Source organism: Massilia violaceinigra, assembly GCF_002752675.1.
Lineage (GTDB): Bacteria > Pseudomonadota > Gammaproteobacteria > Burkholderiales > Burkholderiaceae_D > Telluria_A > Telluria_A violaceinigra.
On sequence record NZ_CP024608.1, the window covers coordinates 941774 to 962448 of the forward strand.

The 20675-nt window shown below is 56.7% G+C and carries 35 protein-coding genes; 29 read left to right on the plus strand and 6 right to left on the minus strand.

The genetic code is table 11. From position 1 onward, the window contains the following. From CR152_RS04275 to CR152_RS04285, 3 genes are all read right to left on the minus strand, one after another. Positions 1–1035, minus strand: a complete 1035-nt coding sequence (locus tag CR152_RS04275; protein ID WP_099873830.1) for an ATP-grasp domain-containing protein — start codon at positions 1033–1035, stop codon at positions 1–3. 40 nt (positions 1036–1075) lie between these two features. Then, positions 1076–2416, minus strand: a complete 1341-nt coding sequence (locus CR152_RS04280; protein WP_099873831.1) for a VWA domain-containing protein — start codon at positions 2414–2416, stop codon at positions 1076–1078. Positions 2417–2642: 226 nt separating this feature from the next. After that, complete coding sequence (locus tag CR152_RS04285) at positions 2643–3218, minus strand: TerD family protein (protein ID WP_099873832.1); 576 nt, start codon at positions 3216–3218, stop codon at positions 2643–2645. Positions 3219–3473: 255 nt separating this feature from the next. Here CR152_RS04285 and CR152_RS04290 point away from each other — a divergent pair, with 255 nt between their 5' ends. The 29 genes from CR152_RS04290 to rplQ all read left to right on the plus strand — a co-directional run bounded on the left by CR152_RS04290 (position 3474) and on the right by rplQ (position 18625). Continuing rightward, positions 3474–3977, plus strand: a complete 504-nt coding sequence (locus tag CR152_RS04290) for a hypothetical protein (protein WP_099873833.1) — start codon at positions 3474–3476, stop codon at positions 3975–3977. A gap of 313 nt (positions 3978–4290) precedes the next feature. After that, on the plus strand, positions 4291–4947 hold the full coding sequence (rplC, locus tag CR152_RS04295; RefSeq protein WP_099873834.1) for a 50S ribosomal protein L3: 657 nt from the start codon (positions 4291–4293) through the stop codon (positions 4945–4947). A gap of 2 nt (positions 4948–4949) precedes the next feature. Further along, on the plus strand, positions 4950–5570 hold the full coding sequence (gene rplD / locus CR152_RS04300) for a 50S ribosomal protein L4 (RefSeq protein ID WP_099873835.1): 621 nt from the start codon (positions 4950–4952) through the stop codon (positions 5568–5570). After that, positions 5567–5884, plus strand: a complete 318-nt coding sequence (gene rplW, locus CR152_RS04305; protein ID WP_054265822.1) for a 50S ribosomal protein L23 — start codon at positions 5567–5569, stop codon at positions 5882–5884. The genes rplD and rplW overlap by 4 nt, the downstream gene beginning before the upstream one ends. Then, a complete protein-coding gene (gene rplB, locus CR152_RS04310; protein WP_054265823.1) occupies positions 5884–6711 on the plus strand; it encodes a 50S ribosomal protein L2 in 828 nt (275 codons plus the stop codon). Before rplW ends, rplB begins: the two co-directional genes overlap by 1 nt. Positions 6712–6720: 9 nt before the next feature. After that, positions 6721–6996, plus strand: a complete 276-nt coding sequence (gene rpsS, locus CR152_RS04315) for a 30S ribosomal protein S19 (protein WP_054265824.1) — start codon at positions 6721–6723, stop codon at positions 6994–6996. Then, positions 6993–7325: a 50S ribosomal protein L22 gene (rplV, locus tag CR152_RS04320; RefSeq protein WP_181002795.1), complete on the plus strand. Its 333-nt coding sequence runs from the start codon at positions 6993–6995 to the stop codon at positions 7323–7325. The genes rpsS and rplV overlap by 4 nt, the downstream gene beginning before the upstream one ends. 9 nt (positions 7326–7334) lie before the next feature. Further along, a complete protein-coding gene (gene rpsC, locus CR152_RS04325; RefSeq protein WP_054265826.1) occupies positions 7335–8183 on the plus strand; it encodes a 30S ribosomal protein S3 in 849 nt (282 codons plus the stop codon). A gap of 2 nt (positions 8184–8185) precedes the next feature. After that, positions 8186–8605, plus strand: a complete 420-nt coding sequence (gene rplP, locus CR152_RS04330) for a 50S ribosomal protein L16 (RefSeq protein WP_054265827.1) — start codon at positions 8186–8188, stop codon at positions 8603–8605. A gap of 12 nt (positions 8606–8617) precedes the next feature. Further along, positions 8618–8809, plus strand: a complete 192-nt coding sequence (gene rpmC, locus CR152_RS04335) for a 50S ribosomal protein L29 (RefSeq protein WP_054265828.1) — start codon at positions 8618–8620, stop codon at positions 8807–8809. Beyond that, positions 8806–9078 (plus strand): 30S ribosomal protein S17, encoded by a 273-nt coding sequence (gene rpsQ / locus CR152_RS04340; protein WP_054265829.1) that lies wholly within the window; start codon positions 8806–8808, stop codon positions 9076–9078. Before rpmC ends, rpsQ begins: the two co-directional genes overlap by 4 nt. Before the next feature lie 332 nt (positions 9079–9410). Further along, on the plus strand, positions 9411–9779 hold the full coding sequence (gene rplN / locus CR152_RS04345; protein ID WP_008444317.1) for a 50S ribosomal protein L14: 369 nt from the start codon (positions 9411–9413) through the stop codon (positions 9777–9779). 9 nt (positions 9780–9788) lie between these two features. Next, entirely contained in the window at positions 9789–10103 is a 315-nt protein-coding gene (gene rplX, locus CR152_RS04350) for a 50S ribosomal protein L24 (protein WP_099873836.1), read from the plus strand. Between the two features lie 6 nt (positions 10104–10109). Beyond that, positions 10110–10649, plus strand: a complete 540-nt coding sequence (gene rplE, locus CR152_RS04355; RefSeq protein WP_054265831.1) for a 50S ribosomal protein L5 — start codon at positions 10110–10112, stop codon at positions 10647–10649. 4 nt (positions 10650–10653) lie between these two features. Further along, on the plus strand, positions 10654–10959 hold the full coding sequence (gene rpsN / locus CR152_RS04360; RefSeq protein ID WP_054265832.1) for a 30S ribosomal protein S14: 306 nt from the start codon (positions 10654–10656) through the stop codon (positions 10957–10959). A gap of 14 nt (positions 10960–10973) precedes the next feature. Next, the gene (gene rpsH, locus CR152_RS04365) at positions 10974–11369 is read left to right on the plus strand and encodes a 30S ribosomal protein S8 (protein ID WP_054265833.1); all 396 of its coding nucleotides are present in this window, start codon (positions 10974–10976) and stop codon (positions 11367–11369) included. A gap of 12 nt (positions 11370–11381) precedes the next feature. Then, the gene (gene rplF / locus CR152_RS04370; RefSeq protein WP_099873837.1) at positions 11382–11915 is read left to right on the plus strand and encodes a 50S ribosomal protein L6; all 534 of its coding nucleotides are present in this window, start codon (positions 11382–11384) and stop codon (positions 11913–11915) included. Positions 11916–11926: 11 nt separating this feature from the next. Continuing rightward, positions 11927–12289 carry a 50S ribosomal protein L18 gene (rplR, locus tag CR152_RS04375; protein WP_054265835.1) on the plus strand — a complete coding sequence of 121 codons (363 nt, stop codon included), beginning with the start codon at positions 11927–11929 and terminating at the stop codon, positions 12287–12289. 12 nt (positions 12290–12301) lie between these two features. Further along, positions 12302–12820: a 30S ribosomal protein S5 gene (gene rpsE / locus CR152_RS04380; protein WP_054265836.1), complete on the plus strand. Its 519-nt coding sequence runs from the start codon at positions 12302–12304 to the stop codon at positions 12818–12820. Between the two features lie 10 nt (positions 12821–12830). Further along, positions 12831–13019, plus strand: a complete 189-nt coding sequence (gene rpmD, locus CR152_RS04385; protein WP_054265837.1) for a 50S ribosomal protein L30 — start codon at positions 12831–12833, stop codon at positions 13017–13019. A gap of 28 nt (positions 13020–13047) precedes the next feature. Further along, the gene (gene rplO, locus CR152_RS04390; RefSeq protein ID WP_054265838.1) at positions 13048–13479 is read left to right on the plus strand and encodes a 50S ribosomal protein L15; all 432 of its coding nucleotides are present in this window, start codon (positions 13048–13050) and stop codon (positions 13477–13479) included. A 32-nt stretch (positions 13480–13511) separates the two neighbouring features. Next, positions 13512–14846, plus strand: coding sequence for a preprotein translocase subunit SecY (gene secY, locus CR152_RS04395; protein WP_099873838.1), 1335 nt, complete (start codon positions 13512–13514; stop codon positions 14844–14846). Between the two features lie 36 nt (positions 14847–14882). Next, the gene (infA, locus tag CR152_RS04400; RefSeq protein WP_005663428.1) at positions 14883–15101 is read left to right on the plus strand and encodes a translation initiation factor IF-1; all 219 of its coding nucleotides are present in this window, start codon (positions 14883–14885) and stop codon (positions 15099–15101) included. 37 nt (positions 15102–15138) lie between these two features. Beyond that, on the plus strand, positions 15139–15252 hold the full coding sequence (gene rpmJ, locus CR152_RS04405; protein WP_010394471.1) for a 50S ribosomal protein L36: 114 nt from the start codon (positions 15139–15141) through the stop codon (positions 15250–15252). Positions 15253–15280: 28 nt separating this feature from the next. Then, the gene (rpsM, locus tag CR152_RS04410; protein WP_054265840.1) at positions 15281–15646 is read left to right on the plus strand and encodes a 30S ribosomal protein S13; all 366 of its coding nucleotides are present in this window, start codon (positions 15281–15283) and stop codon (positions 15644–15646) included. Positions 15647–15658: 12 nt separating this feature from the next. After that, positions 15659–16063, plus strand: coding sequence for a 30S ribosomal protein S11 (gene rpsK / locus CR152_RS04415; protein WP_008444339.1), 405 nt, complete (start codon positions 15659–15661; stop codon positions 16061–16063). Positions 16064–16292: 229 nt separating this feature from the next. Then, complete coding sequence (gene rpsD / locus CR152_RS04420; RefSeq protein WP_054265841.1) at positions 16293–16916, plus strand: 30S ribosomal protein S4; 624 nt, start codon at positions 16293–16295, stop codon at positions 16914–16916. A gap of 215 nt (positions 16917–17131) precedes the next feature. After that, positions 17132–18109, plus strand: coding sequence for a DNA-directed RNA polymerase subunit alpha (locus tag CR152_RS04425; RefSeq protein ID WP_054265842.1), 978 nt, complete (start codon positions 17132–17134; stop codon positions 18107–18109). A 120-nt stretch (positions 18110–18229) separates the two neighbouring features. Then, complete coding sequence (gene rplQ, locus CR152_RS04430; protein WP_099873839.1) at positions 18230–18625, plus strand: 50S ribosomal protein L17; 396 nt, start codon at positions 18230–18232, stop codon at positions 18623–18625. 183 nt (positions 18626–18808) lie between these two features. On the opposite strand, the gene CR152_RS04435 is transcribed toward rplQ, so the two are convergent. The 3 genes from CR152_RS04435 to CR152_RS32670 all read right to left on the minus strand — a co-directional run bounded on the left by CR152_RS04435 (position 18809) and on the right by CR152_RS32670 (position 20480). Continuing rightward, on the minus strand, positions 18809–19210 hold the full coding sequence (locus tag CR152_RS04435) for a hypothetical protein (protein ID WP_099873840.1): 402 nt from the start codon (positions 19208–19210) through the stop codon (positions 18809–18811). Positions 19211–19386: 176 nt separating this feature from the next. Continuing rightward, positions 19387–19911: a hypothetical protein gene (locus CR152_RS04440; protein ID WP_099873841.1), complete on the minus strand. Its 525-nt coding sequence runs from the start codon at positions 19909–19911 to the stop codon at positions 19387–19389. A gap of 116 nt (positions 19912–20027) precedes the next feature. Then, positions 20028–20480 carry a contact-dependent growth inhibition system immunity protein gene (locus CR152_RS32670; protein WP_157778322.1) on the minus strand — a complete coding sequence of 151 codons (453 nt, stop codon included), beginning with the start codon at positions 20478–20480 and terminating at the stop codon, positions 20028–20030. Between the last annotated feature and the right edge of the window lie 195 nt (positions 20481–20675).

A 20675-nucleotide genomic window follows, 5' to 3' on the forward strand; every position in this document is an offset into this window, starting at 1 on the left:
TCACACCAGGTCCACCGAAGTGAGTTCGGCCGGGGCAGTCAGTTCGGCCACGCGAATGCCGTCGCGCACCGGCGGCACGGCGACCTTGTCGAAACCGTCGGCAAAGCCGCACAGGGCGATATAGGGCAGGTTGGGGCCGGCCACGCAGGCCATGCCGATGCCGCCCGACATGCGCGGGTTGATTTCGAGCAGGTGCAGCTTGCCGTCGCCTTCGCGGAACTGGACGTTGAACACGCCGTTCAGGCCATGGATGCGGGCCAGTTCGGCGGTCGCTTCCATGATGTCGTCGCGCATGTCGATCAGTTGGCCGCGGCCGGGCTTCATCGGCTTCTTGCGCGCCACCGCGCACACCAGGCGGCCATGGTCGCCCACGCAGTCGACGCTGTATTCGACGCCATCGAGGTAGGCCATCAGCAGCATGGTGCGAAATTCGCCCAGCTCGGCCAGGCCGCGGCGCATGTCGTCGCGGCCGATGTGGTATTCGGCGCCGGCCAGCAGCAGGGCGGCGCTGCTGCGTTCCTCGTCGAGGATGGCAAAGCCCAGGCCGTACACCGAGCGCGAGGGCTTGACGCACAGCTTGGGGTAGCGCGCGCGCAGCTCGGCGTAGGCGGCGTCGAACTGGGCGACGTTGTCGAACACGCGGAACTCGGCCACCGGCGCGCCGGGCAGGTTGGTGGTGGCGTAGAAACGCGCCTTGTCGTGGATCAGTTCGAGCTGTTCCTGCGAGGCGGCGCTGAGCACGCGCGTGCCCTGGGCTTCAAAGCGCGCGTGTGCGCTGGCCAGCTCGCTCGACAGGCGGCCGGGGATGAATATGTCGATGCGGTGCTCGCGGCAAAACGCCAGGCACCAGTCGATGTAGGCGTCGTTGTCCAGGCCGGTCGGCTCGACGAAGAATTCGTGGGCGACGCGTCCGGCGACGGCGTGCGGATTGGCATTGCTGTAAATGAGATGGAAACGGCCTTCCAGATCGGCTTCGCGGATGAGGCCGATTGCCGCGTACACGGACGAGAACGTCCTGTTGAACCAGACACGCATGAGTTGCTTTCTTATTGAATCGTAATTGTTGCTAGTCGTACTAGGCGAGCAGGCGGTGTTGTTTGGCCAGTTTTATCCAGCCCGGGTATTCTGCCATGAGCAGGTCGTACAGCTCGGAATCGGAATGTTCGTCGGGCGAGCTGACCGAAAAGAAGTCGGCATTGTCGATCAGGCGCCCCGGGAGTTCATCGAGCTGTTCGAGGAAGGGGAAGTCGGTCTCGGACGACTGGAAAAATCCCTTCTTCGCCTTCTTCGATTTCCTGCCCTTGCCGATGCCCATGAATTGCCAGAAGATCGGTTCATGGCTGGCCCAGCGCAACTGCTTTTCAGTCAGCGGCTTGTCCGAGGTGGTGCCGTCGGTCACGAACATGACGAATACCGGCAAGGGCGCCGACACCGCGCTCTTGCGCTCGCCGCCCTGCGCATCGGGAAAATAAAAGCGCCGTACCGCTTCCATGGCGCGGCCGTAGCGGGTGTCGCCTTCGAGCGGATGGGCCTGGACCACGTCGCGCACATAGCTGCGCGCGTTGCCAAGGTTCATGGGGGCGGGCTGGTGCACGCCCGAGCCGAACAGGAACACGTCGATTTCGCCATCGTCGTCGAACTTGCATCCAAGGGCCAGGATGCGGTCGGCAAACTGCTGTACCAGCCCCTTGCGGTAGAGCGTGCCCATGGAGCCGGAAATGTCGAGCACCAGCGCGACCTTGGCGCGGTGGTCGGCCAGGCCCACTTTTTCGAGCGAGACAGTGGCTTGCTTGACCAGGCTGACCAGGTGGGGCGCGCTGCTTTCGATGCGTTTTTCGAGCGAGATGCGGCCCGGTTCCGCAGCCGGGCGCGGCGCCGGTGCGGGCACCGGAGCGGGGGCGGCCACGGCGCCGCCGAAGTGGGTTACCAGCGCGTCGAGGCCGCCGTTGAAGCCCTGGCCGACCGCCATGAAGCGCCACTGGCCATCCTTGCGGTACAGATTGCCCAGCATGATGGCGCGTTCCTGGGCGAAATCGGCGCCGGAAAAGGCGAAGCGCGCTTTTTCCTCGGCGTCGGCGAGCAGGCGCAGGTAGCCGCTGGTCAGTTGCGACATGGTGCCGTCGCCGTCGACGCTGGCGGTGATCGCCAGCTGGTCGACGTTGGCCGGCAGCAGGCTGGTATCGATGCGAAAGCCGAGCAGGTCGCCGGGGATGTCGATCAGTTCGGCGCCGCCGCAGGGCGTGCGCGGCTGGTTGAAGAACGTCATGTACGACTCATCGAGCAGCTTGCCGTCGGCGCCCAGGCCGAAGCAGGCGAAGTCGAGCCGCAGGCCGGCGGCGTTCAGGCCGATGTCGATGCGGCCGTTGGGGGCGATGTTGGCCAGCGGCAGACGCTGCCCGCGTGATAAGTTTTCCATGGTGTCCGCTATCAGGTAAAAGGAAGAGTTGGGTAACCGGTCACGCTATTGTGGCCGTCACCCTCAAACCGTCGTTTCTGCCAATGGCAGGAACGACGGGGGAGGGGCGGCGGCCCGGCCGCTCACGGGCCGCACTCATGCATACGCACCCCCCACACGTCACAACGCCCGCAAGGCGCCGCCCTGAAGCAGCCATCCTTGCGGGCGAGGACCGGCGGGTCGTGCTTTACGCGTTGACGCCGAACGACTTGGCCAGTGGCCCCAGGCCGCCCTTGAAGCCCTGGCCGATGGCCTTGAACTTCCATTCCGCGCCGGCGCGATACAGCTCGCCGAAGATCATCGCCGTTTCGGTCGAGCCGTCTTCCGACAGGTCGTAACGGGCCAGTTCCTTGTCGCCGTCGGCGTTCAGGCAGCGGATGTAGGCCTTGCCGACCATGCCGAAGTTCTGCTTGCGCGTTTCGGCTTCGTGAATGGTCACGCAGAACGACACCTTGTCGATCTCGGCCGGCACCGCGCTCAGGTCGATGCGCACCTGTTCGTCGTCGCCTTCGCCGGCGCCCGAGGTGTTGTCACCGGCGTGCACCACCGAACCGTCGCTCGACTTGAGGTTATTGTAGAAAATGAAGTCGGCGTCGGCGCGAACCTTGCCGTCGGCCTTGAGCATGAAGGCACTGCCGTCGAGGTCGAACGCGCTGCCGTCGGTCGCACGCGGATCCCAGCCGAGGCCGATGACGACCTTGGTCAGTCCCGGAGCTTCCTTGCTCAGGTTGACGTTGCCGCCTTTTTGCAAACTGATTGCCATGTATAACTCCTTGTAACGGGTTGAGGGACACTTCACGCCAACGCTGTGGCGCTCGATAACAAAATTACAGTGTTGCAATTTCCGGTCGTAATATACAACGTGCTTGCCAGCCTGTATATGGGCGCACTTGATTCGTAGGCAAGCCTTATATTTTTGTTTTGAGGTTTTCCGGTCACGCCGGCTGGGCGTTGCTGGACAGAAATCACCGCTGGCCATAAACTGGCGAGGTTACCTAGAAGCTTCGCCACCCTGTCCATGACCCCAGATCTTGCTATCCGCCGCTCCATCCGCAAGGTCACGCATGCCGACTTTGCCTCCTATCCCATCTGGGAATGGGCGATCGATGAAGAGGTCAACCTGGGCAATGGCGAGTCCTTCGTGCGCCCGACCAGCCTGGACGCGGTGCCGCTCGACCCGCTCGGGCATTATATTGTGGCGGCCAACACCACCCTGAGCGATGGCGTGATCCTGCCGTCCTGCGTGGAGGTGAGCATGCGCGGCAAGAAGCAGCATATCGAGCCGATGTTCGTGTTCCTGCTGGACCGGCATCTCGATTTTGCCGGGGTGGAAACCACCGCGCTGCTGAGCCGGTATACCAAGCGCGTGAATATTTATCCGGTGCGCTGGGAAATGGCCGTGCCGATGGCGGGCGAGACGCGCCTGCGCACGGGCAATGTGCGGCGCGGGCTGTGGGAGCGGATGGTGCAGTTCTGGCTGCGCTTGCGGATCGGGGCGGGCGGACAGCCGCTGGCGCGGTAGAGGTAAAAGACCGCTAGCCTGAGGGCCGTCGTTCCCGCCTGCGCGGGAATGACGGGGGGTAGCGAAACCAGCTGGCTTTACCCGCTTTCTAACGCTGTTGACCCCGTAAAACACCCCGCTTGCGTCCCTCGCGACAACCCCGCATCCGCCGCTGTACAACACATCGACATACCTCCAACTAAGTTGTTGCGTCAAGCCTTTTTGCATGCTATCCTAGCCGGCTTCGGTATGGATTCGTGTGTTTTTGAATCTGTCCTTTACTTGGTAGTTAAACAGTCAGCCCCGCCCAATCGCAGGTGGGAATGGAGAAAAAATGAGCCTAGGCCTTCTCGGTCGCAAGGTTGGAATGATGCGCATCTTTACGGATGAAGGGGACTCGATCCCTGTCACCGTTCTGGACGTGTCGAACAACCGTGTCGCACAAATCAAAACCCCTGAAACAGATGGTTACTCCGCTGTTCAGGTCGCATTCGGTCAACGTCGCGCTTCCCGCGTGAACAAAGCTGTTGCGGGTCACCACGCCAAAGCTGGCGTCGAAGCAGGTACCATGTTGCGCGAATTCCGCGTCGACGCTGGTAAAGCTGCCGAACTGAAAGCTGGCGACGTTGTTGCCGCTTCCCTGTTCGAAGTCGGTCAGAAGATCGACGTCCAAGGCGTCACGATCGGTAAGGGTTACGCCGGCGTCATCAAGCGTTACCACTTCGCTTCCGGTCGCGCAACGCACGGTAACTCGCGTTCGCACAATGTTCCAGGTTCCATCGGTATGGCGCAGGATCCAGGTCGTGTTTTCCCTGGTAAGCGCATGACCGGTCACCTCGGTGACGTGAATCGTACCGTACAGAATCTCGAAATCGCCCGTATCGATGCCGACCGTCAGCTGTTGCTGGTCAAAGGTGCCGTACCAGGTGCGAAAAATGGTCAGGTGATCGTTTCGCCAGCCATTAAATCCAAAGTTCAGAAGGGAGCTTAATTATGGAACTCAAGCTTCTGAATGAGCAAGGTCAAGCAGGTTCGAACGTCGCCGCAGCCGATACCGTTTTCGGTCGTGACTACAACGAAGCCCTGATCCACCAGATCGTCGTCGCTTACGCTGCCAACGCACGTAGCGGTAACCGCAAGCAGAAAGATCGTGAAGAAGTTCACCACACGACCAAGAAGCCATGGCGCCAAAAAGGTACCGGCCGCGCGCGTGCTGGTATGTCGTCCTCGCCACTGTGGCGCGGCGGCGGTCGGATTTTCCCGAACTCGCCTGATGAAAACTTCACCCACAAAGTGAACAAGAAGATGTACCGCGCAGGTATCTGCTCGATCTTGTCGCAACTGGCACGCGAAGAGCGTCTGGTCGTGGTTGAAGGCATGAACCTGGATGCTCCTAAGACCAAGCTGCTGTCGCAAAAGCTGCAGGGCATGGGTCTGGAATCGGTCATGATCATCACCGACAAGCTCGAAGAAAACCTGCTGCTGGCATCGCGCAACCTGCCTAACGTGCTGGTCGTCGAGCCGAAGCACGCTGATCCGATGTCGCTGGTGTTCTACAAAAAAATCGTGGTCACCAAAGCAGCACTGGCCATGATCGAGGAGATGTTCGCATGAGCGGCGTAATCAAATTTTCCGAAGAGCGCCTGATGAAGGTGCTCCAGGCGCCAGTCATTTCCGAGAAGGCCACCATGGTCGCGGAAAAGAACGAGCAGATCGTGTTCCGCGTATTGCCGGATGCGACCAAGCCTGAAATCAAGGCAGCCGTTGAACTGTTGTTCAAGGTTGAAGTGCTGTCGGTGCAGACAGCCAATCGCGAAGGTAAGCAAAAGCGTTCGGGCCGTTTCAATGGCCGTCGCAACCATACCAAGCGTGCTTTCGTGTGCCTGAAGCCTGGCCAGGAAATCAACTTCTCCGAGGAGGCTAAATAATGGCACTCGTAAAGATGAAACCAACCTCGCCAGGCCGTCGCGGCATGGTGAAGGTTGTGAACCCGGACCTGTACAAAGGTCGTCCGTTCGCAGCCCTGGTTGAAAAGAAATCGAAAACTGCCGGCCGTAACAACAACGGTCACATCACCACCCGCCACATCGGCGGTGGTCATAAGCAGCACTATCGCCTGATCGACTTCAAGCGTCAGAAGGATGGTATTCCGGCAAAGGTCGAGCGTATCGAATACGATCCAAACCGTACCGCGAACATCGCCCTGCTGTGCTATGCAGACGGTGAGCGCCAGTACATCATCGCAACCAAGGGCATGTCCGTTGGCGATTCGGTGATGAATGGTTCGGAAGCGCCTATCAAGTCGGGCAACTGCCTGCCTATCCGTAACATCCCAGTCGGCACCGTGATGCATTGCGTCGAGATGCTGCCAGGTAAAGGTGCCCAGATGGCACGTACCGCCGGCGCTGGTGTTGTTCTGATGGCGCGCGAAGGTACCTACGCTCAAGTACGTCTGCGCTCGGGTGAAGTGCGCCGCGTGCACATCGAATGCCGTGCAACGGTTGGCGAAGTCGGTAATGCCGAGCACAGCCTGCGCAAGATCGGTAAAGCTGGCGCGATGCGCTGGCGCGGTGTTCGTCCTACCGTTCGCGGTGTGGTCATGAACCCGGTCGATCACCCGCACGGTGGTGGTGAAGGTAAAACCGCAGCTGGTCGTCATCCAGTGTCGCCTTGGGGCCAACAGACGAAGGGTAAGAAGACGCGCCGTAACAAGCGTACGACTTCGATGATCGTCTCGCGCCGCGGCAAGAAATAAGGATAAGACATGACACGTTCATTGAAAAAAGGGCCGTTTATCGACGCCCACCTGGTGAAAAAAGTCGAAACCGCGCAAGCGAACAAAGACAAAAAGCCAGTGAAAACCTGGTCGCGCCGTTCGACGATCTCGCCAGACTTCATCGGCCTGACGATCGCAGTGCATAACGGCAAGCTGCACGTGCCGGTATACATCTCCGAGAACATGGTTGGTCACAAGCTCGGCGAATTCGCACTGACCCGTACGTTCAAGGGCCATGCCGCTGACAAGAAGGCGAAGAAATAATGGAAACCAAAGCTATCCTCAAAGGTGTGCGCCTGTCCGACCAAAAAGGTCGTCTGGTTGCCGATCTGATCCGTGGCAAGAAGGTTGATGCAGCACTCAACATCTTGCAGTTCAGCCCGAAAAAAGGTGCAACGATCATCAAGAAGGTTCTGGAGTCCGCCATCGCGAACGCCGAGCACAATGATGGCGCTGACATCGACGAGCTGAAGGTCGTTCAGATCTACGTTGAAAAGGGCCCGATCCTGAAGCGCTTCACTGCACGCGCTAAAGGCCGGGGTGATCGCATCTCAAAACAATCCTGTCACATCTACGTGACTGTCGGCAACTAAGGGGTCACGATGGGACAGAAGATTCATCCAACAGGCTTTCGCCTGTCAGTAACCCGTAACTGGGCATCGCGTTGGTACGCGGGCAATGGTAACTTTGCCCAAATGCTGAACGAAGATCTCAAGGCACGTGCGTTCCTGAAAAAGAAACTGAAGAACGCTTCGGTTGGCCGCATCGTCATCGAGCGTCCTGCCAAGAACGCGCGCTTCACGATCTACAGCTCGCGTCCAGGCGTGGTTATTGGTAAAAAAGGCGAAGACATCGAAGTACTGAAGTCGGCGCTGACCAAGATCATGGGCGTTCCTGTGCACGTGAACATCGAAGAAATCCGCAAGCCGGAAATCGACTCGCAGCTGATCGCCGATTCGATCTCGCAGCAGCTGGAAAAGCGGATCATGTTCCGCCGCGCCATGAAGCGCGCGATGCAAAACGCCATGCGTCTGGGTGCCCTGGGCATCAAGATCATGTCGTCGGGCCGCTTGAACGGTATCGAAATCGCACGTAAAGAGTGGTATCGCGAAGGCCGCGTGCCTCTGCACACCCTGCGCGCCGATATCGACTACGGTACCAGCGAAGCAGCAACGACCTACGGCATCATCGGCGTCAAGGTCTGGGTATACAAGGGTGACCGCGCGCCAAATGGCGATGCACCAGTCATCGATACCCCGGCCGACGAGAAGAAGAGCCGCGGTCCGCGCCGTGACGATGGCAAGCCAGCAGGCCGTCCGCGTCCAGCCGGTGCTCCAGGCCGTCCAGGTTCAACCCCAACTGGCGCTCCAGTCGTCCGTGCTCGTCCTGCAGTCGCAGTGAAGAAGCCGGAAGCGGCTGCTGCTGCACCAGCTGAGAAAGCAGGAGAATAATCATGCTGCAACCAGCACGCAGGAAGTATCGTAAAGAGCAGAAAGGCCGTAACACCGGCATTTCGCACACCCGCGGCACCGCTGTCTCGTTCGGTGAATTCGGTCTGAAGGCAGTTGCCCGCGGCCGTATCACAGCACGTCAGATCGAAGCAGCTCGTCGTGCCATGACCCGTCACATCAAGCGCGGTGGTCGTATTTGGATCCGTATTTTCCCGGACAAGCCAATTTCGAACAAACCAGCTGAAGTCCGTATGGGTAACGGTAAAGGTAACCCGGAGTACTACGTCGCTGAAATTCAGCCAGGCAAGGTACTGTACGAAATGGACGGCGTTGATGAGACGCTGGCCCGGGAAGCGTTCCGTCTGGCCGCCGCCAAACTGCCACTGGCGACGACGTTTGTCATCCGCCAAGTCGGCCAATAAAAGGAGTCGTATATGAAAGCAACAGAACTCCGCGGCAAAGACCAGGCAGCTCTCCAGAAAGAGCTGAATGATTTGTTGAAGGCACAGTTCGGCATGCGCATGCAAATCGCTACGCAACAGCTGAGCAACACTTCGCAACTCAAGAAGGTACGCCGCGACATCGCGCGTGTGAAGACTGTTATGAACTCGAAGGAAGCCAAATGACCGAAACTACTAAAGTCGCCCTGAAGCGCACCTTGGTCGGTAAAGTGGTTTCCGACAAGATGGACAAGACTGTTACCGTCCTGATCGAGCGTCACGTCAAGCACCCTTTGTACGGCAAGATCATCATGCGCTCGAACAAGTATCACGCGCATGACGAGACCAACTCGGTCAAGACCGGTGATACGGTCGAGATTCAAGAAGGTCGTCCGATCTCGAAAACGAAGGCTTGGACTGTTACTCGTGTCGTGCAAGCGGCGCAGGTTATCTAAGACTTGAAGACGGCAGGGTGGCTCAAGCGCAAGCGGGGGGCATCCTTCCAGTAATGCCAGTGGTGCCGGATGGGGGTGTTGCACATTTGTTGTGCAGCAGCCAGCTTCCGGATAAAAGTTCTTGCGGGCCCGCCAGTATTATGTGATACTAGCGGGCTTCGTTCATGTAACGCCGCATTTTTAGTCACCCCGGTGGCCGCGGCCTGCAACGAAAGTTTTTGGAAAGTCCATCACCCAATCAATCGACCCAGCAGGGGAGGTTGGCGGGACCAAGACTGACCGCAGGCCCACATTGTGGGGATTCTTCGGCTTAAGTTGGGAAAGAGAATACTATGATTCAAACTGAAAGCCGGCTCGAAGTAGCCGACAATACAGGTGCCAAAGAAGTCATGTGCATCAAGGTATTGGGCGGTTCCAAGCGCCGTTATGCTGGCATTGGCGACGTGATCAAGGTAACCGTCAAGGTTGCTGCGCCACGCGGCCGTGTCAAAAAAGGTGAAATTTATAACGCTGTGGTTGTGCGTACCGCTAAAGGTGTGCGCCGCCAAGACGGCTCCCTGGTGAAGTTCGACGGCAATGCTGCTGTTTTGCTCAACGCCAAGCTCGAGCCGATCGGTACCCGTATTTTTGGACCAGTCACGCGCGAACTGCGCACTGAAAAGTTCATGAAGATCGTGTCCCTGGCACCTGAAGTCCTGTAAGGAGTCGTAATGGATAAGATTCGTAAAAACGACGAAGTCATCGTTCTGACCGGGAAAGACAAGGGCAAACGCGGTGTTGTTCAGCAACGTATCGATGCTGAGCATGTCGTGGTTGAAGGCGTCAACGTCGCTAAAAAAGCGACCAAGCCGAACCCAATGACCGGTGTAACTGGTGGTATCGTCGACAAGACAATGCCGATTCACGTGTCCAACGTTGCATTGTTTAATGCAGCGACTGGCAAGGCAGACCGCGTGGGCTTCAAAGACGTAGACGGCAAGAAAGTCCGCGTTTTCAAGTCCTCCGGCGAAGTAGTGAAGGTTTAAGACATCATGGCCCGTCTCCAAGCATTTTATAAAGATAAGGTCGTTGCCGACCTGGTCGCCAAATTTGGCTACAAATCGGCAATGGAAGTGCCGCGCCTGACCAAGATCACCCTGAACATGGGTGTGGGTGAAGCAATCGCCGACAAGAAGGTTCTCGAGCACGCTGTCGCCGATCTGACCAAGATCGCCGGCCAGAAGCCAGTGACCACCAAGTCGCGCAAGGCAATCGCGGGTTTCAAAATCCGTGAAGGCTATCCAATCGGTACCATGGTCACCCTGCGTGGTGCCCGTATGTACGAATTCCTGGATCGCTTCATCACCGTGGCTCTGCCGCGCGTGCGTGACTTCCGTGGCGTCAATGGCCGTTCGTTCGATGGCCGTGGCAACTACAACATCGGTGTCAAGGAACAGATCATTTTCCCTGAAATCGAGTACGACAAGATTGACGCGTTGCGCGGTATGAATATCAGCATCACGACAACCGCTAAGACCGACGACGAAGCGAAAGCTCTGCTCGCCGCCTTTAAATTTCCGTTCAGAAACTGAGATCATGGCAAAACTAGCACTGATTAACCGCGAACAGAAGCGTGCAGACCTGGTGGAGAAATTCGCCCCGAAGCGTGCCGCTCTGAAAGCCATCATCGACGACCAGTCTAAGTCGGAAGAAGAGCGCTATGAAGCCCGTCTGAAGTTGCAGGCATTGCCGCGCAACTCGGCCCCGACCCGCCAGCGTAACCGCTGCGCCGTGACCGGCCGTCCACGTGGCACATTCCGTAAATTCGGTCTGGCCCGTATCAAGCTCCGTGAATTTGCCATGCGTGGTGAGATTCCGGGTATGACTAAAGCAAGCTGGTAATAGGAGAATATGCAATGAGTATGAGCGATCCTATCGCCGATATGCTGACCCGCATTCGCAACGCACAAGGTGTCCAAAAAACGACCGTGGCCATGCCATCGTCGAAAGTTAAAGTAGCGATTGCTGTCGTCCTCAAGGACGAGGGTTACATTGAAGATTTCGCCGTCACCGCAGCTGGTGGCAAGGCGGAACTGAAGATCGGTTTGAAGTATTACGTTGGCCGTCCCGTCATCGAGCGTTTAGAGCGTGTGTCCCGTCCGGGCCTGCGCGTCTACAAAGGCAAAGATGACATCCCTACCGTGATGAATGGCCTGGGTGTGGCGATCGTGTCGACCCCGCAAGGCGTCATGACGGACCGCAAAGCACGCGCCACCGGTGTCGGCGGCGAAGTTATTTGCTACGTGGCTTAAGGAGTATCGACAATGTCCCGAGTAGCTAAAATGCCGATCGCTGTCCCAGCTGGCGCCGATGTGGCGATCACTGCAGCAGCGATCACCGTCAAGGGCCCGTTGGGCACCATGACCCAGGCCCTGAACGGCCTGGTAAAAGTAGAAAACAACAATGGCACGCTGAGCTTCGACGTCGTCGACGACAGCCGTGAGTCGAACGCGATGTCCGGCACCTTGCGTGCCCTGGTCAACAATATGGTGACCGGCGTGACCAAAGGCTTCGAGAAGAAGCTGTCCCTGGTCGGCGTGGGCTACAAAGCCCAAGCCGCCGGCGACAAGCTGAACCTCTCGCTGGGTTTCTCGCACCCTGTTGTGCACTCGATGCCAGCAGGCGTGACTTGCGCCACCCCAACCCCGACCGAAATCATCATCAAGGGTATCGATCGTCAACAGGTTGGTCAGGTCGCTGCAGAAGTGCGCGCTTACCGCTCCCCTGAGCCTTACAAAGGCAAGGGCGTCCGCTATGTGGACGAAGTGGTTAAGCTTAAAGAAACCAAGAAGAAATAATAGGGCTGACCATGGACAAGAAAGAATCACGTCTGCGTCGTGGACGCCAGACCCGCATCAAGATCGCGGAACTGAAAGTAAATCGTCTGTCGGTACATCGTACCAACCAGCACATTTACGCCAACCTGATCAGCCCGGACGCGAAAATCCTGGTTTCGGCGTCCACCGCCGAAGCCGAAGTTCGCGCCGAACTGGCAGGCAAGTCCGGCAAGGGTGGCAATGCCGCCGCTGCCGCACTGATTGGCAAGCGCGTCGCCGAGAAAGCACTGAAAGCAGGGATTACCGAAGTTGCGTTCGACCGCTCCGGTTTCCGTTACCACGGCCGTGTGAAGGCGTTGGCAGAAGCCGCGCGTGAAGCCGGTCTGAAGTTCTAAGGAAGAATCGTCATGGCAAAAATGCAAGCGAAAATGCAAAGCGACAAGCCGGATGATGGCATGCGCGAAAAGATGATCGCGATCAACCGCGTGACCAAAGTGGTCAAGGGTGGTCGTATCATGGGTTTTGCAGCACTGACCGTTGTGGGCGACGGCGATGGCCGTATCGGCATGGGCAAGGGCAAATCGAAAGAAGTGCCAGTGGGCGTGCAGAAGGCAATGGAAGAAGCCCGTCGTAACCTGATCAAGGTTCCTCTGAAGAACGGTACTTTGCACCACACAGTCACCGGCCGTCACGGCGCATCGAAAGTAATGATGATGCCTGCCAAGCCTGGTACCGGCGTAATCGCGGGTGGCGCCATGCGCGCTATCTTCGAAGTAATGGGCGTAACCGATGTCGTGGCGAAATCCACGGGCTCGTCGAACCCTTACAACCTGGTCCGCGCTACCCTGGACGGTCTGTCGAAAATGAGTACTGCAAGCGACATCGCCGCCAAGCGCGGCAAGTCGGTTGAAGACATTCTGGCTTAAGGCGGACAAAATGACACAAGCTACCAAAACAGTCAAAGTTCAGTTGGTCATGGGCCTGATCGGCACGCGCGAATCGCATCGCGCTACCGTTCGCGGTCTGGGTCTGCGTCGCGTCAACTCGGTTTCCGAGCTGGAAGACACCCCTTCGGTGCGCGGCATGATCAACAAAGTTTCGTACCTCGTTAAAGTTGTTTCGTAAGCCTTCGGGCTTATGAACGGAGAAAACAATGGAATTGAATACAATTCAACCAGCTGAAGGCGCCAAGCATTACAAGCGCCGCGTAGGCCGTGGTATTGGTTCGGGCATCGGTAAAACCGCTGGCCGTGGCCACAAAGGTCAGAAGTCGCGTTCGGGCGGTTTCCACAAGGTCGGCTTCGAAGGCGGTCAGATGCCTCTGCAGCGCCGTTTGCCTAAGCGTGGTTTCAAGTCGCTCAATGCAACGTTCAAGGCTGAAGTGCGTCTGTCCGACTTGAACAACCTGGCGGTCGGCGATGTCGACATCCTGGTGCTCAAGCAAGCAGGCGTTCTGCAAGTGCTGGCGCGCGATGTGCGCGTGATCCTGTCCGGCGAGATCACCAAAGCGGTGAACCTCAAAGGCTTGAAAGTAACGGCAGGCGCGAAAGCGGCCATCGAAGCAGCTGGCGGCACGGTAGCGTAAGTTGCAGGCTAACAGCTTGATCGGAGCATAAATTGGCGACTAATTCACAACTTGGTAAAAGTGCAGCGGCCGGTTTCCCTTGGGGTCGGCTCTGGTTTTTGCTCGGCGCATTGGTCGTGTACCGTCTGGGTGCCCATGTCCCTGTTCCAGGGATCAACCCAGAGGAACTGGCAGCGACGTTTAGCAGGAATCAAGGCGGCATCCTGGGCATGTTCAACATGTTCTCGGGTGGCGCGCTGGAGCGCGCGGCAGTATTCGCACTCGGTATTACGCCGTACATTTCGGCTTCGATCATCATGCAGCTGGCCGGCCTTGCAGTTCCGGCCATCGAGGCATTGAAGAAAGAAGGCGAATCCGGGCGCCGCAAGATCACGCAGTACACGCGCTACTTCACGGTGGTGCTGGCACTGTTCCAGGCGACGGCGATTGCCGTGGCATTGGAATCGCAGCCGAATCTGGTGATCGAGCCTGGCATGGCTTTCCGGTTCGTGGCGGTGGTATCGCTGTTGACCGGTACGATGTTCCTGATGTGGCTCGGCGAGCAAATTACCGAGCGTGGTCTGGGCAACGGTATTTCGATCATCATCTTTGCCGGCATTGCCGCTGGCCTGCCGTCGGCGCTGAGTAGTCTGTTTTCGCTCGTGTCCAGTGGCGCTATCGGCAACCTGTCAGCGATCTTTATCGTGGTCCTGGTCGGATTCGTTACTTTTGGTGTTGTTTTTGTTGAACGTGGCCAGCGCAAGATCCTGGTCAACTATGCGAAGCGCCAGGTTGGCAACAAAGTCGTTGGCGGTCAAACCAGCCATCTGCCTTTGAAGCTGAACATGGCCGGCGTGATCCCGCCGATCTTCGCATCGTCGATCATCTTGTTCCCTGCCACCATCGTGGACTGGTTCACGAAAGGCAAAGACTCCAGCAGCCCAGTGATCGGCTTCCTGAAAGACTTGGCGGCATCGATGGGGCCAGGCGAGCCTATCCATGCTCTGTTGTATGCAGTGGCAATCGTATTTTTCTGTTTCTTCTATACGGCGCTGGTCTTTAACAGCAAGGAAACAGCGGATAACCTGAAGAAGAGCGGTGCTTTCGTGCCGGGGATTCGTCCCGGCGACCAGACGGCGCGCTATATCGACAAGATCCTGATGCGCTTGACACTGGCCGGTGCGGTGTACATCACTTTAGTGTGCTTGTTGCCGGAATTTATGCAAGCCCGTTGGAAAGTGCCATTCTACTTTGGCGGTACTTCCCTGTTGATTATTGTGGTTGTCACCATGGACTTCATGGCTCAAGTACAAAACTACGTCATGTCGCAGCAATATGAATCGCTGCTGCGCAAGGCAAATTTCAAGGGCGGAATTCCGACGCGCTAACCGGCGGTTACCGCGAACAAGGAGTGTACAGACCGAATGGCAAAAGACGACGTCATACAAATGCAGGGCGAGATTCTTGAGAATCTCCCTAATGCAACGTTTCGAGTAAAGCTGGAAAACGGGCACGTGGTGCTCGGACACATTTCGGGTAAAATGCGGATGAACTACATCCGCATCCTGCCCGGCGACAAAGTCACGGTGGAGTTGACGCCGTACGACTTGAGCCGGGCCCGCATCGTGTTCCGGACCAAGTAAATTTAAGTAATCAATCCGAACATAAGAGAGTGCAAATATGAAAGTTCTCGCATCAGTCAAGCGGATCTGCCGCAACTGCAAGATCATCAAGCGCAAAGGCGTCGTCCGCGTAATCTGCGTGGAACCGCGTCACAAGCAGCGTCAAGGTTAATTTAACGTTATTTATTGAGGAATAACGAATGGCACGTATTGCAGGGGTTAATATCCCCAATCATCAGCACACCGTAATCGGCCTCACGGCTATCTACGGTGTTGGCCGCCCACGCGCACAGAAGATCTGCGCACAAACGGGTGTTGCGACCAACAAAAAGGTCAAGGACCTGGACGACAGCGAACTGGAAAAACTGCGTGATGCCGTCGGCACTTTCGTAGTCGAAGGCGATCTGCGTCGTGAACTGTCCATGAACATCAAGCGTTTGATGGATCTGGGCTGCTACCGCGGTATGCGTCATCGTAAAGGTCTGCCTTGCCGCGGCCAGCGTACACGCACCAATGCCCGTACTCGCAAGGGTCCGCGCAAGGCCGCACAATCGCTTAAGAAATAATAGGACAACACCATGGCTAAGCAACAAAGCAGCGCCGCAGCAGCGCGCGTTCGCAAAAAAGTTAAAAAGAACGTCGCTGAAGGCATCGCACATGTCCACGCATCGTTCAACAACACCATCATCACGATCACCGATCGTCAGGGCAATGCCCTGTCGTGGGCGACGTCCGGCGGTGCTGGCTTCAAGGGTTCGCGTAAATCGACCCCGTTCGCAGCGCAGGTTGCGGCTGAAGCAGCAGGCAAGGTCGCTGTCGAATGCGGCGTGAAGAACCTCGAAGTACGTATCAAGGGCCCAGGTCCTGGTCGTGAATCGGCTGTTCGCGCTTTGAACAACCTGGGTATCAAGATCACCGAAATCCAGGACGTGACGCCAGTGCCGCACAACGGCTGCCGTCCACCAAAGCGTCGTCGTATCTGATACGGCCCGCTGGCGACCGGAACGTTGTTTCCGGCCGTTCGTTGTAAATTAGTCGTTGATGATCGCCGGCGCAGTCCCCGAATAGGGTATACTGCCCGGCTGTTGTCGCCTGCCGCGTTGTCGCGTGCGGGTTTATTGTCAGCCACCGTCCGACGCAGTTGTGTACGGACTAGCGCCTGGCCAGCATCACAGGATGCCGCCGGGGCGTCATTATTCTAAAGGAAACATTGTGGCACGTTATATCGGACCTAAAGCAAAACTGTCCCGCCGTGAAGGTACGGACCTGTTCCTCAAGAGCGCACGTCGTTCGCTCGATTCGAAATGCAAACTGGACGTCAAGCCAGGCCAGCACGGTGTCAAATCCGGTGCCCGCACTTCGGACTACGGTAACCAGCTGCGCGAAAAGCAAAAAGTCAAGCGTATGTACGGCGTTCTCGAGCGTCAGTTCCGCCGCTACTTCGCTGAAGCAAACCGTCGCAAGGGCAACACCGGCGAAGCGCTGCTGCGTTTGCTGGAAGCGCGTCTCGACAACGTTTGCTACCGCATGGGCTTCGGCTCGACCCGCGCCGAAGCGCGCCAGCTGGTCAGCCACAAAGCGTTCACCGTCAACGGTAACGTTGTGAACATCGCTTCGTACGCTGTCAAGACCGGCGACGTCATCGCCGTTCGCGAAAAGTCGAAAAAGCAAGTGCGTATCGTTGAAGCCCTGTCGCTGGCTGAACAAGTCGGTATGCCTAGCTGGGTTTCGGTTGACTCGAAGAAAATGGAAGGCACCTTCCGTTCGTTCCCAGAGCGTAACGAAATCGCTAACGACGTCAACGAATCGCTGATCGTCGAACTGTATTCGCGTTAATCGACCACGTTGCGGGCAGCGTAGCTGTCCGCCCAGTGGTCGTTCCCGGCCTGGGCGGCCCCCTGGCCAGGGAACCAATTGTCGGCTTCCCGCCACGCGGGGAGCCGTCCCCGCGAAGGCGGGGAGCCAAGTTTCTCGCGCAAGCGAGAATTTTCATTTCTAATGCCATCAGCCTTATCGGTGTAATGAGCCGAGGGTATTGAAAAGGACATTTCATGCAAAACAGTCTGTTGAAGCCACGTATTATCGATGTAGAAGCCCTCGGTGCCGGTCACGCCAAAGTCGTGATGGAGCCGTTCGAGCGTGGCTATGGCCATACATTGGGTAATGCGTTGCGCCGCGTACTGCTGTCGTCGATGGTTGGCTACGCGCCAACCGAAGTGACGATCGCCGGCGTTGTCCATGAGTATTCGTCGCTGGACGGCGTGCAAGAAGACGTGGTCGACCTGTTGCTGAACCTGAAGGGCGTTGTGTTCAAAGTGCACAACCGCGATTCCGTCACGCTGACCCTGAAAAAGGAAGGCGAAGGCGCGATCCTGGCTTCCGACATCGACCTGCCGCATGACGTCGAGCTGATCAATCCAGACCACGTGATTGCCCACCTGACCGCTGGCGGCAAGCTGGACATGCAGATCAAGGTCGAAAAAGGCCGTGGCTATGTGCCGGGTAACGTGCGCCGCCTGTCGGAAGACACCAACAAGACGATCGGCCGCATCATTCTGGACGCCTCGTTCTCGCCGGTGCGCCGCGTGTCGTACTTCGTTGAATCGGCTCGCGTCGAACAGCGTACCGACCTCGACAAGCTGGTGATCAACATCGAAACCAACGGCGTCATCACGCCGGAAGAAGCGATCCGTCAATCGGCGCGCGTCCTGGTCGATCAACTGAACGTGTTCGCGGCGCTGGAAGGCACCGAAGCAGCCGCTGAAGCTCCTTCGCGCGCACCGCTGGTCGATCCGATCCTGCTGCGTCCGGTCGACGACCTGGAACTGACCGTGCGTTCGGCCAACTGCCTGAAAGCAGAAAACATTTACTACATCGGCGACCTGATCCAGCGTTCGGAAAACGAACTGCTCAAGACGCCGAACCTGGGCCGCAAGTCCCTGAACGAAATCAAGGAAGTGCTGGCTTCGCGCGGCTTGACCTTGGGCATGAAGCTCGAAAACTGGCCACCAGCCGGCCTCGAGAAGTAATCGACGCGATAGCGTCGTCCCCGCGCAGGCGGGGATCAAATTTTTTTAACCAAGCTACAAACCGGCCCGCGCTGAAAGGCGATCGAAGAGCTGGATTTAAACAACTCGAAAGGAATTACCATGCGTCACCGTCACGGCCTTCGCAAGCTGAATCGTACTTCGTCCCACCGTCTGGCAATGCTGCGCAACATGACCGTTTCCCTGCTGCGTCATGAAGCCATCAAAACCACCGTGCCAAAAGCCAAGGAACTGCGCCGCGTAGTCGAGCCGATCCTGACGATGGGCAAGACCGACACGCTGGCAAACAAGCGTCTGGCATTCGCCCGCCTGCGCGACCGCGAAATGGTGTTGAAGCTGTTCGCCGAACTCGGCCCACGTTATGCAAACCGCAATGGCGGCTACCTGCGTATCCTGAAAATGGGTTTCCGCGTTGGCGACAATGCACCAATGGCTTACGTTGAACTGATGGACCGTCCAGAAGTCACCGAAGTTGAAGACGCACCAACCGCTGAGTAATCGGCGCGGTACGTAAAAAAAGCCAGGCTCAGCCTGGCTTTTTTTACGTTTGGGGCAGCCTCATCGTCCCGCTATGAAATCTCGCGCCAGCATGGCGGGAGTATCCATTATGGATCAAGGCAGCCGGCTGCGTTCTGGCCGATGAAACGCAGCAGCTCGCGTGCGGGATCCGCGCGAAAGCGGCTATCTGCATTTTCCAGGCTTTACCAAAGACAAGTGTTCCTCGAAAATCCGTGGGTCGAGCTTAAACATCGCCTTTCCATTTCGTACCAGGCCGAGACGGTTGACGAAGTATTTTCGGCCGTCGGCAAGGGTAATTACAGCCCGCACGTCCCGTTTGTCGTACTGGCTGGTTGAGGATAAGTCCCGTAATAGAAGGTTCAAAAATTCCTTTTCAGAAATCGTGTACGCACAGCCGTACTCACGGATTTGATGTTCCGGTACGCCGGTGATGATTTCAATTTCAAAGCCTGCATAGGAAACTTCCGCGACGTCACCAGCAGGTTCCTTGCCTATCGGTTTTGCAAAGGCGTGCGTCAACCAGATAAGCAACATGGCGATCAGCGTCCTAAAGATATTATTCATCGAGACTCCAAGTCAGGAAATGATGGCGAATAAAAATTATTCAAGTCAATTGTTAGCTTCATGGATTTTTTGATGAACTTTCATAACCGTGCTGACTTTGTCATAGTTGAAAAATCGGGCGTTTCAAAACATATATATTTAAAGTGTTTTCTTGAGAAGATCATTGCCGACGTTAATTATCCCTTCTGCAAGCCAGTTGGCCAGATCAATATTCTTATGGGGTTGTGGGATAAGTCGAGAGTGTTGAAAACGCCAGATATCGGTACAATGTTGTTGGTTTGGATTTCCCGCCACCATGCACGTATCTCATTCTTATCCTCTTCAGAGAGAACTCGGGAGTTGACATTAGCGGGAAATTTCCCGGCCCTGTATCCGCTAATAAGAAAGGCCGCCTCGTTGCCGACGGTTGATCCCATCTGAATCTTTGAACTGGCTCGCAGAGCGACAGACATGCATTGCTCTTGCGAATCCAATAAATCGATGAGAGCGGGAATATGCTCATCGTTAACCCAATTCACGACGGGTTCGCGAATAAAATATATCTTCTGATTTTTATTTTTCTGTAAGAAAATTAAAAAACCTGTCGGGCTTTCACGCGAAAAATCGAAGCCGGTCTCGTCAGCGCTCCAACTGTTGATTGAGCCTGCCGCAAAGAGAAATAAAAAACCTAACATCAGCGCGTATTTGGTAAGGGTTTTCATTGAGATCCATTATCTTTCTGTTCCGGTTTAGTGCAAAGGCTACCCAGTCTTGATTGGTCGATACCGGCCCTCTGTCCGTTCACGGGGACAGGCTGTCCACTGATTAGGCGCTGTGTTTAATTGCCATCAAATTCTTTGGCCGCTTGGGCAAGTGCAGGCAGCAAACACGCAGCATCTATTTCATCCAGCGTAGGAATGGAGCGCCTTGCTCTGACAAGTAAGATTTCCACTCGTCTTTTAAATTGCGGGTATTCTCCATAAAATTTTCGGTCTATCCTCAGCACATTGCATAAAAGGTCGCCTTTATAGTGCGTGCCCTCGCTATAGGGGTCTTTTGCTAGATGTGCCAATGCCAACGGTAGCAGGAACTTCGTACCTATTTCTTGACCCAAGCATAGCCCCAGATCTTCAATGTCGAATTGGCCGATCGGTTTGTGCTGAAGCCCTGCCAAGCGTCGAATCATTGGCGATGCATCGTCCGGGACAGTGCCCCAATCCCGCGGCTCAAGCTGACTCAATGATTTTCTTAAATCCACCATATAACCAGTCGCAAATGTGATAGGAGGCATAAGTTTAGTTATTATGCCATGTGATTATCCCGTGGCGTGCGGAGGTCCGCGCGCGCTTTTCCACTTGCGGTACCATGTCCGGCACGCCATCGAATTCATATCGATTGTAAGCGCTCGCCGGCGGTTAGCGGGCGATGAATTGAAGCGATGTCCCGACTCCTCCGCTCACATCCATTATTCCGCTACCCCGCGCGT

Coding starts and splice junctions, on each gene's coding strand:
- rpmC (WP_054265828.1), top strand. CDS start 8,618: ATGAAAGCAACAGAACTCCGCGGCAAAGACCAGGCAGCTCTCCAGAAA.
- rpsN (WP_054265832.1), top strand. CDS start 10,654: ATGGCAAAACTAGCACTGATTAACCGCGAACAGAAGCGTGCAGACCTG.
- rplR (WP_054265835.1), top strand. CDS start 11,927: ATGGACAAGAAAGAATCACGTCTGCGTCGTGGACGCCAGACCCGCATC.
- CR152_RS04425 (WP_054265842.1), top strand. CDS start 17,132: ATGCAAAACAGTCTGTTGAAGCCACGTATTATCGATGTAGAAGCCCTC.
- CR152_RS04275 (WP_099873830.1), bottom strand. CDS start 1,035: ATGCGTGTCTGGTTCAACAGGACGTTCTCGTCCGTGTACGCGGCAATC.
- rplB (WP_054265823.1), top strand. CDS start 5,884: ATGGCACTCGTAAAGATGAAACCAACCTCGCCAGGCCGTCGCGGCATG.
- rpmD (WP_054265837.1), top strand. CDS start 12,831: ATGACACAAGCTACCAAAACAGTCAAAGTTCAGTTGGTCATGGGCCTG.
- rpsE (WP_054265836.1), top strand. CDS start 12,302: ATGGCAAAAATGCAAGCGAAAATGCAAAGCGACAAGCCGGATGATGGC.
- rplF (WP_099873837.1), top strand. CDS start 11,382: ATGTCCCGAGTAGCTAAAATGCCGATCGCTGTCCCAGCTGGCGCCGAT.
- rpmJ (WP_010394471.1), top strand. CDS start 15,139: ATGAAAGTTCTCGCATCAGTCAAGCGGATCTGCCGCAACTGCAAGATC.
- rpsQ (WP_054265829.1), top strand. CDS start 8,806: ATGACCGAAACTACTAAAGTCGCCCTGAAGCGCACCTTGGTCGGTAAA.
- rplP (WP_054265827.1), top strand. CDS start 8,186: ATGCTGCAACCAGCACGCAGGAAGTATCGTAAAGAGCAGAAAGGCCGT.
- rplC (WP_099873834.1), top strand. CDS start 4,291: ATGAGCCTAGGCCTTCTCGGTCGCAAGGTTGGAATGATGCGCATCTTT.
- rplQ (WP_099873839.1), top strand. CDS start 18,230: ATGCGTCACCGTCACGGCCTTCGCAAGCTGAATCGTACTTCGTCCCAC.
- rpsC (WP_054265826.1), top strand. CDS start 7,335: ATGGGACAGAAGATTCATCCAACAGGCTTTCGCCTGTCAGTAACCCGT.
- rpsS (WP_054265824.1), top strand. CDS start 6,721: ATGACACGTTCATTGAAAAAAGGGCCGTTTATCGACGCCCACCTGGTG.
- CR152_RS04285 (WP_099873832.1), bottom strand. CDS start 3,218: ATGGCAATCAGTTTGCAAAAAGGCGGCAACGTCAACCTGAGCAAGGAA.
- rpsK (WP_008444339.1), top strand. CDS start 15,659: ATGGCTAAGCAACAAAGCAGCGCCGCAGCAGCGCGCGTTCGCAAAAAA.
- rplW (WP_054265822.1), top strand. CDS start 5,567: ATGAGCGGCGTAATCAAATTTTCCGAAGAGCGCCTGATGAAGGTGCTC.
- CR152_RS04440 (WP_099873841.1), bottom strand. CDS start 19,911: ATGAAAACCCTTACCAAATACGCGCTGATGTTAGGTTTTTTATTTCTC.
- rplN (WP_008444317.1), top strand. CDS start 9,411: ATGATTCAAACTGAAAGCCGGCTCGAAGTAGCCGACAATACAGGTGCC.
- CR152_RS32670 (WP_157778322.1), bottom strand. CDS start 20,480: ATGCCTCCTATCACATTTGCGACTGGTTATATGGTGGATTTAAGAAAA.
- rplX (WP_099873836.1), top strand. CDS start 9,789: ATGGATAAGATTCGTAAAAACGACGAAGTCATCGTTCTGACCGGGAAA.
- CR152_RS04280 (WP_099873831.1), bottom strand. CDS start 2,416: ATGGAAAACTTATCACGCGGGCAGCGTCTGCCGCTGGCCAACATCGCC.
- rpsM (WP_054265840.1), top strand. CDS start 15,281: ATGGCACGTATTGCAGGGGTTAATATCCCCAATCATCAGCACACCGTA.
- rplO (WP_054265838.1), top strand. CDS start 13,048: ATGGAATTGAATACAATTCAACCAGCTGAAGGCGCCAAGCATTACAAG.
- rpsH (WP_054265833.1), top strand. CDS start 10,974: ATGAGTATGAGCGATCCTATCGCCGATATGCTGACCCGCATTCGCAAC.
- CR152_RS04290 (WP_099873833.1), top strand. CDS start 3,474: ATGACCCCAGATCTTGCTATCCGCCGCTCCATCCGCAAGGTCACGCAT.
- rplE (WP_054265831.1), top strand. CDS start 10,110: ATGGCCCGTCTCCAAGCATTTTATAAAGATAAGGTCGTTGCCGACCTG.
- rplD (WP_099873835.1), top strand. CDS start 4,950: ATGGAACTCAAGCTTCTGAATGAGCAAGGTCAAGCAGGTTCGAACGTC.
- CR152_RS04435 (WP_099873840.1), bottom strand. CDS start 19,210: ATGAATAATATCTTTAGGACGCTGATCGCCATGTTGCTTATCTGGTTG.
- infA (WP_005663428.1), top strand. CDS start 14,883: ATGGCAAAAGACGACGTCATACAAATGCAGGGCGAGATTCTTGAGAAT.